Source organism: Piscinibacter sp., from assembly GCF_050175855.1.
In the GTDB taxonomy this organism is placed as follows: Bacteria; Pseudomonadota; Gammaproteobacteria; order Burkholderiales; family Burkholderiaceae_C; genus Piscinibacter.
The window spans coordinates 1-11,466 of the sequence record NZ_JBFXIO010000136.1 but is presented as its reverse complement, the minus strand read 5'-3'; the positions used below and the strand labels follow the sequence as shown (position 1 = coordinate 11,466).

At 72.3% G+C, this 11,466-nt stretch carries 11 protein-coding genes; all 11 read left to right on the top strand.

Annotated elements, in window-relative coordinates; all coding sequences use genetic code 11:
- Positions 1-400: UbiA family prenyltransferase (locus AB7U92_RS12190; protein WP_428576858.1), on the top strand; the 400-nt coding region annotated here is incomplete at its 5' end.
- A 154-nt stretch (positions 401-554) separates the two neighbouring features.
- Entirely contained in the window at positions 555-2,372 is a 1,818-nt protein-coding gene (gene atzF / locus AB7U92_RS12185) for an allophanate hydrolase (protein WP_428576856.1), read from the top strand.
- Positions 2,373-2,385: 13 nt separating this feature from the next.
- Positions 2,386-3,993 (top strand): ABC transporter substrate-binding protein, encoded by a 1,608-nt coding sequence (locus AB7U92_RS12180; RefSeq protein ID WP_428576853.1) that lies wholly within the window; start codon positions 2,386-2,388, stop codon positions 3,991-3,993.
- 3 nt (positions 3,994-3,996) lie between these two features.
- Positions 3,997-4,212 carry a DUF4089 domain-containing protein gene (locus AB7U92_RS12175; protein WP_428576850.1) on the top strand — a complete coding sequence of 72 codons (216 nt, stop codon included), beginning with the start codon at positions 3,997-3,999 and terminating at the stop codon, positions 4,210-4,212.
- Between the two features lie 7 nt (positions 4,213-4,219).
- Entirely contained in the window at positions 4,220-5,605 is a 1,386-nt protein-coding gene (locus tag AB7U92_RS12170; protein ID WP_428576847.1) for an AtzE family amidohydrolase, read from the top strand.
- Complete coding sequence (gene hpxZ, locus AB7U92_RS12165) at positions 5,602-6,015, top strand: oxalurate catabolism protein HpxZ (RefSeq protein WP_428576844.1); 414 nt, start codon at positions 5,602-5,604, stop codon at positions 6,013-6,015. Before AB7U92_RS12170 ends, hpxZ begins: the two co-directional genes overlap by 4 nt.
- 14 nt (positions 6,016-6,029) lie before the next feature.
- Positions 6,030-7,157 carry a BMP family ABC transporter substrate-binding protein gene (locus tag AB7U92_RS12160; protein ID WP_428576841.1) on the top strand — a complete coding sequence of 376 codons (1,128 nt, stop codon included), beginning with the start codon at positions 6,030-6,032 and terminating at the stop codon, positions 7,155-7,157.
- Positions 7,158-7,240: 83 nt separating this feature from the next.
- Entirely contained in the window at positions 7,241-8,293 is a 1,053-nt protein-coding gene (locus tag AB7U92_RS12155; protein WP_428576861.1) for an ABC transporter permease, read from the top strand.
- Positions 8,286-9,212, top strand: coding sequence for an ABC transporter permease (locus tag AB7U92_RS12150; protein ID WP_428576838.1), 927 nt, complete (start codon positions 8,286-8,288; stop codon positions 9,210-9,212). Before AB7U92_RS12155 ends, AB7U92_RS12150 begins: the two co-directional genes overlap by 8 nt.
- A 4-nt stretch (positions 9,213-9,216) precedes the next feature.
- Complete coding sequence (gene biuH / locus AB7U92_RS12145; RefSeq protein WP_428576835.1) at positions 9,217-9,903, top strand: biuret amidohydrolase; 687 nt, start codon at positions 9,217-9,219, stop codon at positions 9,901-9,903.
- A gap of 6 nt (positions 9,904-9,909) precedes the next feature.
- A partial coding sequence (locus tag AB7U92_RS12140; protein ID WP_428576833.1) for an ABC transporter ATP-binding protein occupies positions 9,910-11,466 on the top strand: 1,557 nt, incomplete at its 3' end.

Genomic DNA, 11,466 nt, shown 5'->3' with positions numbered 1-11,466 from the left:
CGCGGCAGTGACGGGCGAGGCGCCAGCGCTGGCCTGGGGGCTGCTGCTGGGCAACCTGTTCTGGGTGCTGGCCTACGACACCGAGTACGCGATGGTCGACCGCGACGACGACCTGAAGATCGGCATCCGCACCTCGGCGATCACGCTCGGCCGCTTCGACGTGGCCGGCGTGATGCTGTTCTACGCGGCGTTCCTCGCGATCTGGGCCTGGCTGGGCGCAGGCCTCGGCTTCGGCGGGCCGTACTTCGCCGGCCTGGCGGCTGCAGGCGCCATCGCCGGCTGGCACTACACGCTGATCCGCACGCGCACGCGCGAGGGCTGCTTCCGCGCCTTCCGCCTCAACCACTGGGTCGGCTTCGCGGTGTTCGCGGGCGTGCTGGCGGACTTCGCGCTGCGCTGAGCCACTCGCGCCCCAAGCCGGCGCACGGCGCACCGCGCCGGACCATCCCGACTCGGCCCGACACTCCGCCACCGCCGAGGTGAATCGCCCCGCATCGGGCGTGGCATGGTTTGTGCTGCATGCCTGCTTGTATACCAGCAGGTGCACCTATACCGTGAACACGCCCCTCGTCACGCTCGCCGACTGGCAGCAGGCCTACCGCGACGGCGCCTCGCCTGCCGCACTGCTGGGCGCGCTGCACGCCAAGATGGCGGCGCGCCTCGACGACGCGGCGGTGATCCGGCTGATCGACGAGACCGAGCTGCGCGCGCGGCTCGACACGCTGGCCGAAGCGGCCCGTCACCACGCCGACCGCGGCGCCCTGCTGGCCGCGATGCCGCTGTTTGGCGTGCCCTTCGCGGTCAAGGACAACATCGACATCGAAGGCATCGAGACCACCGCGGCCTGCCCGGCCTTCGCGTACCGCGCGGCGCGCAGCGCCTCCGTGGTTCGCAGGCTCGAGGCGGCAGGCGCCGTGTGGATCGCCAAGACCAATCTCGACCAGTTCGCGACCGGGCTGGTCGGCACCCGCTCGCCCTACGGTCGCCCGGCGAGTGCGTTCGCCGCCGATCGCATCAGTGGCGGCTCCAGCGCCGGCTCGGCGGTGCTGGTCGCGCGCGGCGACGTGCCGTTCGCGCTGGGCACCGACACGGCAGGCTCCGGCCGCGTGCCCGCCGGCTTCAACCAGCTCGTTGGCCTGAAGCCCACGCCCGGCCGCGTCAGCACCGCGGGCGTCGTGCCGGCCTGTCGCAGCCTCGACTGCGTGTCGGTGTTCGCGCACACGGTGGACGACGCGGCCGCCATCCTGGCCACCCTCGAAGGCGCCGACGCCGCCGACAGCTACAGCCGCTTCGCGCCGGGGCCGATGGCCTGGGCGCCGCGCCTGCGCGTGGGCGTGCCGGCGCAGCCTGGGTTCTTCGGTGATGCCGGCTACGCGACGGCCTGGCCGCAGGCCGTCGACGCGCTGGCCTCGATGGGCCATGAGCTGGTGCCGGTCGACTTCGGCGAGCTGCACGAGGTCGCGGCGCTGCTGTACGAAGGCCCCTGGGTCGCCGAACGCCACGCCGCGGTCCGCACGCTGCTGGCCGCGCAGCCGCAGGCCTTCGACGACACGGTGCGCAGCGTGATCTCGCGCGCAATCGGGCTGAGCGCCACCGACGCCTTCGAGGCGATATACCGGCTGCGCGAGCTCGCGCAGCGCGCCGCCGCCATCTGGTCAACCTGCGACGTACTGATGGTGCCCACCACCACCGGCCACCCCCGCTTTGCCGAGGTGGATGCCGACCCGATCGGCGTGAACTCGCGCCTGGGCCACTACACCAACTTCGTCAACCTGCTCGACTGGTGCGCGATCGCGGTGCCGGCCGGCACCACGACGGCGCAGCTGCCCTTCGGCGTGACCTTCATCGCGCCGTCCGGCCACGACGCTGCGCTGGCGCGCTTCGCGCGCGGCTGGCAGCAGGCCCGCGCCCTGCCGCTGGGCGCGACGCACGCGCAGCGCGAGCTGCCGTCGGCTGTACCGGCCGCCTGGCCGGCGCATGCGCCGGTGCTGCCGATCGCGGTGGTCGGCGCCCATCTCTCGGGCCTGCCGCTGAACGGCCAGCTGCTCGAGCGCGGTGCGGTGCTGCTCGAGGCCACCAGCACCGCGCCGCGCTACCGGCTGCATGCGCTGCCCGGCACGGTGCCGCCCAAGCCCGGCCTGGTGCGCGACGAAGCCGACGGCCACGCCATCGCGCTCGAGGTCTGGGCGATGCCGCAGGCCGCGGTGGGCAGCTTTCTTGCATTGATCCCCGCGCCGCTCGGCCTGGGCTCCATCGAGCTCGCCGATGGCCGCCGCGTGCACGGCTTCCTGTGCGAGGCGCACGCCGTTGCCGATGCGCCCGACGTCAGCGCCTTCGGCGGCTGGCGCGCCTACCTCGCCTCCCTTCGTTGACCCAGGAGTAGTCATGGACCGTCGTCGCTTCATCCAGTCGGGCAGTGCCGCCGCGGCACTGGGCAGCCTGCCGTTCGCCGCACGGGCCCAGTCTCGCCCGAAGGACGTGCTGATCGTCGCCAACGAGTTCGGCCCGAACTCGCTGGACATCCACACGGTCGGCGCCAACCGTCCCAGCTACGGCGTGAGCTGGCTGTGCTACGACCGGCTGATGACCTACGGGAAGAAGACGCTTCCCGATGGCCGCGTGGTCTATGACCGCAACAAGCTCGAGCCCGAGCTGGCCGAGAGCTGGCAGGTGGCGCCGGACGGTGGCTCGGTGACCTTCAAGCTGCGCAAGAACGCCAAGTTCCACGACGGCACGCCCGTCACCGCGAAGGACGTGAAGTGGAGCTTCGACCGCGCGGTGACGGTCGGCGGCTTCCCGACCTTCCAGATGGCCGCCGGATCGCTGGAGAAGCCCGAGCAGTTCGTCGTCGTCGACGACCACACCTTCATGGTCAAGTTCCTGCGCAAGGACAAGCTGACCATGAACGACCTCGCGGTGCCCGTGCCCTGCGTGTTCAACAGCGAGCTGGTGAAGAAGAACGCCACCGCGGCCGATCCCTGGGGCCTGGCCTGGACGCGCAACAACACCGCCGGCGGCGGCGCGTTCAAGGTCGAGGCCTTCCGGCCCGGCCAGGAGATCGTCTATGTGCGCTACGACGACTGGAAGAGCGGGCCGGCGCCGAAGCTGCGCCGCATCGTCCAGCGCGAGGTGCCCAACGCCGGCAACCGCCGCGCGCTGCTGCTCAAGGGCGACATCGACATCACCTACGACCTGCCGCCGAAGGATTTCTCCGAGCTCTCGAAGGAAGGCGCGGCCGTCAAGGTGACCAGCACGCCGATCGAGAACGCGATGTTCTACCTCGGCATGAACGTCACCAAGGCGCCGTTCGACAACCCGAAGATCCGCCAGGCGGTGGCACTGGCGCTGCCCTACGACAAGATGTTCGACAGCGCGCTGTACGGCCGCGCCATCAAGCTGTACGGCGCGCCGGGCATGAAGGTGACCAGCACCGCCTGGCCGCAGCCGACCGGCTACCGCACCGACATCGCCAAGGCCAAGGCGCTGATGGCCGAGGCCGGCGCCGGCGCCGGCTTCGAGACCACGCTGAGCTTCGACCTGGGCAGCGGCACGATCAGCGAACCGATGGCCATCCTGATCCAGGAGTCGCTGGCGCAGATCGGCATCAAGGCGCAGATCAACAAGATCCCCGGCGCCACCTGGCGCGCGGCGCTGCTGAAGAAGGACATGCCGATGGTCATCAACCGCTTCGGCGGCTGGCTGGACTTCCCCGAGTACTTCTTCTTCTGGTGCTACCACGGCCAGAACGCCGTGTTCAACACGATGAGCTACCAGAACGCGAAGCTGGACAAGATCATCACCAACGCGCGCTTCGCCGAGAGCAAGACGCTGTACGACTCGTTCGTGAAGGACATGATCCAGATCGCCTACGACGAGGTGCCGCGGATTCCGCTGTTCCAGCCGACCATGGACGTGGCCATGCAGAAGGACGTGCAGGGCTACATGTACTGGTTCCACCTGCAGCCGGACTACCGGCAGCTCTTCAAGGCCTGAGCCATGAGCGCGCTGACGCCGCCGCAGGTCGAGGCCGTCGTGAAGGCCAACGCCGAGCTGCTCGGCCTGCCGATCGCCGCCGAGCACCGGCCCGGCGTGATCGCCTTCTTCACGCTGGCCGCCGGCATGGCCGAGCGCGTGATGGCCGAGCCGCTGACGCCGCACGACGAATCCGGCAGCGTGTTCAGGCCGCTGGCACCTCGCGGGCCGCTGACGTGAGGCCGGCATGAAGGCCCTGGAGATCGCGGCCCAGGTGCGCAGCGGCGCCGTCTCGGCGTCGAGCGTGGTCCATGCCAGCCTGGCGCTGATCGAGGCCAGCGAGCCCAAGGTCAACGCCTTCACCGCGGTGCTCGCCGAGCGGGCGCGCAAGCGCGCCGCGCAGATCGACAAGCACGCGCGGCGCGCCGAGCTGTCGCTGGCCGGCGTGCCCTTCGCGGTGAAGAACCTGTTCGACATCGCCGGGCTGCCGACGCTGGCGGGCTCGAAGATCGAGCGCGTCAGCCCGCCGGCCGGCCGCGATGCGCTGCTGGTGCGACGCATGGAGGCCGCCGGCGCGGTGCTGGTGGGCGCGCTCAACATGGACGAGTACGCCTACGGCTTCACCACCGAGAACTCGCACTACGGGCCGACGCGCAACCCGCACGACCTCGCGCGCGTTGCCGGCGGTTCCTCGGGCGGATCGGCCGCCGCCGTGGCCGCCGGCCAGGTGCCGCTGACGCTGGGCTCCGACACCAACGGCTCGATCCGCGTGCCGGCGTCGCTGTGCGGCACCTTCGGCCTGAAGCCGACCTACGGCCGGCTGCCGCGGCTGGGCAGCTACCCGTTCGTGGCCAGCCTCGACCACCTCGGCCCCTTCGCGCGCAGCACGGCCGACCTCTCGGCCGCCTACGACGCGCTGCAGGGCCCGGCGAGCGACGACCCGCACTGCGCGATGCGCCCGCCGGAGCCCACGCGCGCGTCGCTCGGCGCCGGCGCCGACGGCCTGCGCATCGCCGTGCTCGGCGGCTGGTTCCGCGAGATGGCGATGGCCGAGGCGCTGGCCGCGGTCGACGCGGTGGCGCAGGCGCTGGGCACCTCGCGGCTGGTCGAGCTCGAGGGCGTGGACCGCGCGCGCGCTGCGGCCTTCCTGATCACCAACGCCGAAGGCGCGGCGCTGCACCTGCCCGACCTGCGCCGGCGCGCCCAGGATTTCGAGCCGCTGTCGCGCGACCGCTTCCTCGCCGGCGCGCTGCTGCCGGCGGCCTGGATCGCCCAGGCACAGCGCGTGCGCCAGGCTTTCGCGCAGCGCATGGCACGCGTGTTCGAGACGGTCGACGTGCTGCTCGCGCCGGCCACGCCGTGCGTGGCCCCGCTGATCGGCACCGAGTGGCTGGAGATCGACGGCCAGCGGCTGCCGGCGCGGGCGAGCATGGGAGCGCTGACGCAGCCGATCTCGTGCATCGGGCTGCCAGTGGTGACGGTGCCGCTGTGGGGCATGAACCCGGCGCTGCCGCACCTGCCGATCGGCGTGCAGGTGATCGCCGCGCCCTGGCGCGAGGACCATGCGCTGCGCGTGGCCGCGCAGCTCGAGGCGCTCGGCCTGTGCAGCGCACCGGTGGCGAGGGCCCTGTGACGATCGACGCGCTCGCCATCAACCTGCCCGACGTGCATGCCGAGGTCAGCGCCGTCTTCGCGTTGTATGAGCAGGCGCTGACGGGCAATGACGTGGCCGTGCTGGATCAGCTGTTCTGGCCATCGCCGCACACCGTGCGCTACGGGGTCGGCGAGAACCTGGTCGGCATCGAGGCCATCCGCGCCTTCCGTGCGGCGCGCTCGCCGGCCGGCCTGGCGCGAACGCTGCGCCACACCGTGATCACCACCTTCGGCCGCGACTTCGCGACCGCGATGACCGAGTACGTGCGGCCCACCGGCACCGGCCGCCAGAGCCAGACCTGGGTACGCACCGACGCACCCGGCCATGGCGGCTGGCGCGTCGTGGCCGCCCACGTGAGCCTGCTGCCGCCAGCCCCCACCCAACCCTGAACGAGGAGAACCCGATGAGCCAGCACCCCACCCACGATGCCCTGCGCCGCCGCCTGCTCGCCGCCGGTGCGCTCGGCGCCGGCTCGCTCGCGCTGCCCGGCGCGCTGCGCGAGGCGCTCGCCCAGGCGCCGCTGACCGTCGGCGTGATCTACGTCGGGCCGAAGGGTGACTTCGGCTACAACCAGGCGCAGGCCCAGGCTGCCGCGGCGCTGAAGAAGATGCCGGGCATCAAGGTGGTTGAGGAAGAGAACGTGCCCGAGACCGTCGCCGTCCAGAAGACGATGGAGGCGATGATCAACCAGGACAAGGCCACGCTGATCTTCCCGACTTCGTTCGGCTACTTCGATCCGCACATGATCAAGGTCGCGGAGAAGTACCCCAAGGTGCGCTTCGCCCACTGCGGCGGCCTGTGGACGCAGGGCAAGCACCCGGCCAATACCGGCAGCTACTTCGGCTACATCGACGAGTGCCAGTTCCTCGCCGGCGTGGTGGCGGGCTACACCAGCAAGACCAAGAAGCTCGGCTTCATCGCCGCCAAGCCGATCCCGCAGGTGCTGCGCAACATCAACGCCTTCACGCTCGGTGCGCGCATGGTCGATCCGGCCATCACCACGCGGCTGATCTTCACCGGCGAGTGGTCGATGCCGGTCAAGGAAGCCGAGGCGGCCACCAGCCTGATCGACCAGGGCGTGGACGTGCTGACCTGCCACGTCGACAGCCCGAAGGTGATCATGGAGACGGCCGAGAAGCGCGGCATCTTCTGCAGCGGCTACCACGCCAGCCAGGCCGCGCTCGCGCCCAAGGGCTACCTCACCGGCGCCGAGTGGGACTGGGCCACGCCCTACGGCGCGCAGGTCAAGGCCGCGCAGTCGGGCGCGCCGATGCCCAACTTCCTGCGCGGCGGCCTGAAGGACGGCTACGTGAAGATGTCGCCGTACGGCGCCGCCGTGGGCGCGCCGGCGCGGGCCAAGGCCGACGAGATCAAGGCCGCGATGCTCAAGGGCGGCTACGTCATCTTCAAGGCCGGCCTCAAGGACAACAAGGGCAATGCCGTCGTCGCCAAGAACCTTGACCAGTTCGACGGCGAGCTCGAGAAGATGAACTACCTGGTCGAGGGGGTGGTGGGTTCCATCCCCGGATGAGCGTGGCTCCCCCCCGTAGCGCCTTCGGCGCTCCCCCCCAGGGGGGCGCCGCCAGCGGACCGGCACAGCCGGATCCGCGGCGACTGCTCGGCACGCTCGGGCTGGCTGCGCAGCCCTTGCTCCCGGCTGCCGCGGCGCTGCTGATCACGGTGCTGCTGTTTTCGCTGGCCGTGGCGCTGGCGGGCTTCGATCCGCTGGAGGTCTGGGGGCTGATCGTGCTGGGCGGGTTCGGCGATGCGTTCGCGTGGCAGAACACGCTGCAGCGCGCGGCGCCGCTGCTCCTCACCGGGCTGGCGGTGGCGCTGCCGGCGCAGGCCGGGCGCGTGATCATCGGCAACGAAGGTGCGCTCGCGCTCGGCGGGCTGGCGGCGGCGGCGATCGGGGCGACGCTGGCGGATGCGCAGGCCGGGCCCATGCTGGTCTGGCCGGCGATGGCGCTGGCCGGCGCGCTGGCCGGCGGCGCGTGGATCGGTGCGGTCGGCTGGCTGCGCGAGCGGCGCGAGGTCAACGAGACGATCGCCTCGCTGCTGATGTCCTTCATCGCGATCGCGCTGTTCAACCAGATCGTCGAGACGGTGCTGCGCGACCCGGCCAGCCTGAACAAGCCGTCGACGCAGCCGCTGCCCGATGCGCTGCTGCTGCCGACCATGCCGGGCCTGGACGTGCACTGGGGCCTGGTGCTGGGCATCGCCGTCGCGCTGGCGGCCTGGGGCGTGATGCGGTTGACGCCGCTGGGCCTGGCGCTGCGCGTGGCTGGCGGCAACCCGCGCACCGCCCTCGGCGTCGGGCTGCCGGTGCCGCTGCTGACCATCGGCGCCTGCGCCACCGGCGGGGCCTGCGCAGGGCTGGCCGGCGCGGTGGAGGTCGGCGCGGTGCATGGCGCGGCCAATGCCTCGCTGCTGGCCGGCTATGGCTACACCGGCATCCTGATCGCCTTCGCGGCACGCTTCTCGCCGGCCGGCGTGGTGCCGGTGGCCATCCTCGTCGGCGGCATCGCCGCCAGCGGCAGCCTGCTGCAGCGCCGTCTCGGCCTGCCCGACGCCTCGGTGACCGTGCTGCTCGGCTTCGCCTTCGTCGCGCTGATCGCCTGCGAGACGCTGCGCGGCCGCTCCTGGCTGGGGGCACGCCGTGGCTGACGCGAGCACGCTGGGCTGGTGGGGCGTGCCGCTGGCCATCCTCGGCGGCGCGATCCGCGTCGGCACGCCGCTGCTGTGGGTCAGCCTCGGCGAGACGGTCACCGAGAAGGCCGGCCGCATCAACCTCGGCCTGGAGGGCACGCTGCTGATGGGCGCGATGACCGCCTATGCGGTGGCGCTGGCCAGCGGCAGCCCGTGGCTGGGCGTGCTGGCCGCCGCCGCGGTGGGCGTCGTGCTCGGCGCGCTGCACGGTGCGCTGTGCAGCCTGGCGCGCGTCAACGACACCGCGATGGGCATCGCGCTGATGCTGGCCGGCTCGGGGCTGGCGTTCTGGCTCGGCAAGCCGCTGATCCAGCCGAGCGCGCCCGACCTGGGCGCGATCCCGCTGGGCGGCTGGTCGTCGGAGCCGGCGGTGCAGGCGGCGCTGTCGCTGAACCCGCTGTTTCTCGTCGGCGTGGCGCTCGCCTTCGCGGTATGGTGGGCCCTGGCCCACACCCGCTTCGGCCTGCGCCTGCGCGTGGTCGGCGACAGCGAGAACGCCGCGCGCGCCTTCGGTCTCTCGCCGGCCGGCTACCGGGTGGCGGCCACCGCCTTCGGCGGCGCCTGCGCCGGCGTCGGCGGGGCTTCGCTGTCGCTGGTCTACCCCGGCGCATGGAGCGAGGCGCTGTCCAGCGGACAGGGCGTGATGGCGGTGGCGCTGGTCATCTTCGCGCGCTGGGACCCGCGCCGCTGCGTGCTCGCCGGGCTGCTGTTCGGCGGCGCCAGCGCGATCAGCCCGGCGCTGCAGGCGCTGGGCTACAGCCAGGGCTACTACCTGCTGGCCGCGCTGCCCTACGTGCTGACGCTGGCGCTGCTCATCGGCCTGGGCAAGCCCGGGCCGAGCCACGGCGCGCCGGGTGAACTCTCACTGAACCGCTGACGCCATGAAGCCCTTCGAGACGATCGCAGCGAACCCCTATCCGTGGCCCTGGGACGGTGACTTCACGCCGGCCAACACGGCGCTGGTGATCATCGACATGCAGACCGACTTCTGCGGCATCGGCGGCTACGTCGACCGCATGGGCTACGACCTGTCGCTGACGCGCGCGCCGATCGCGCCGATCCGCGCGCTGCTCGATCGCGCGCGCGCCGCGGGCCTGCACGTGATCCACACCCGAGAAGGCCACCGGCCCGACCTCGCCGACCTGCCGGCCAACAAGCGCTGGCGCTCGCAGCGCATCGGCGCGGGCATCGGCGACCCCGGCCCGGCAGGGCGCATCCTGGTGCGCGGCGAGCCGGGCTGGCAGATCATCGACGAGCTGGCCCCGCGCGAAGGCGAGCCGGTGATCGACAAGCCCGGCAAGGGCTCGTTCTGCGCCACCGACCTCGAGCTGATCCTGCACACGCGCGGCATCCGCAACCTCATCCTCACCGGCATCACCACCGACGTGTGCGTGCACACGACGATGCGCGAGGCCAACGACCGCGGCTTCGAGTGCCTGATCGTCAGCGACGGCACCGGCGCCACCGACCGCGGCAACCACGAGGCGGCGCTGAAGATGGTGACGATGCAAGGCGGCGTGTTCGGCGCGGTGGCCTCGTCCGCGGCGATCCTGGCGGCGATGGGCTGAGCGGCCATGAGCGACTTGATTCCGCCCCAGCCCGAGCCGACCGGCGCGGCCCGCGTCGAGTTGCTGAACTTCAGCAAGCGCTTCGGCGCGCTGCAGGCGCTCGACGAGGTCTCGCTGACCGTCGAGGCCGGCAGCATGCACGCGCTGCTCGGCGAGAACGGCGCCGGCAAGTCGACGCTGGTCAAGTCGCTGATCGGCTTCTACCGCGCCGATGCCGGCAGCGTGGTGGTCGATGGCCGCGAACGCGAGATCGCCAGCCCGAAGGATGCGGCAGCGCTCGGCCTGGGCATGATCTTCCAGCACTTCACCGTGGTGCCGGGCATGACGGTGGCCGAGAACCTCGCGCTGGCGCGGCGCGACCTCGCCGCCATCGTCGACTGGAAGGCCGAGCGCGCGGCGCTGGCCGGCTTCATGCGCACGGCGCCGTTTCCGCTCGCGCTCGACGCCCGCGTGGCCGAGCTGGCTGCCGGCGAGAAGCAGAAGCTGGAGATCCTCAAGGCGCTGTATGCGCGGCGCCGCTTCCTGGTGCTCGACGAACCGACCTCGGTGCTGACGCCGCTGGAGGCCGACGAGGTGCTCGGCCGCGTGAAGGCGATGTGCCGCGAGGGCCTGCTCACCGTGCTGATCATCACGCACAAGTTCCGCGAGGTGTTCGGCTTCTGCGACGAGGTGACGGTGCTGCGCCGCGGCCGGCGCACCGGCGCGGCGCCGGTGGCGGCCACCTCGCGCGACGAGCTGGCGGGCTGGATGATGGGTGTGGCCACCGATGCCGCCGCATTGCCGGCCGGCACCGCGAGCGACACGACCACCGCCACGCCGGCCGCCACCCCGGCGACGGCCGCGCCCGCGGCGGCACCCCGGCTCGTGGTGCGGCAGCTCGCGGTGGCCGGCCACGAAGGCCGGCGTGCCATCGACGCACTCGACTTCGAGGTGCGGCCGGGCGAGATCGTCGGCGTGGCCGGCGTCTCCGGCAACGGCCAGCGCGAGCTGCTGGCTGCGCTGACCGGCGTGCTGCCGATCGCCGGTGGCCAGGTGCTGGTCGACGGCCAGCCCTTCCGCCCGACGCGCGCGCAGATGCAGCGCCTGGGCGTGCGCAGCCTGCCCGAGGAACCGCTGCACAACGGCTGCGTCGGCCGGCTCTCGGTGGCCGAGAACCTCGCACTGCGCAATTTCGACCGCGCGCCGCTGGCCCGCGGGCCGTGGCTGTCGCGCGCGGCGATGCGCAGCCAGGCGCTGGCGCAGATTGCTGCCTACCGCGTCAAGACGCCGGGGCCGGAGGCGCCGATCGAGACGCTGTCCGGCGGCAACGTGCAGCGCGCGGTGCTGGCCCGCGAGCTCAGCGAGAGCCCGCGCCTGCTGATCGTCGCCAACCCCTGCTTCGGGCTGGACTTCCAGGCCACCGCGGAGATCCATGCCCGGCTGCGCGCCGCGCGCGACGGCGGTGCCGGCGTGCTGCTGATCAGCGAAGACCTCGACGAACTGCTCGCCCTGGCCTCGCGGCTGCTGGTGCTGTCGCACGGCCGCGTGGCGCTGCAGTGCCCGACCGCCGGCGCCGACATCGGC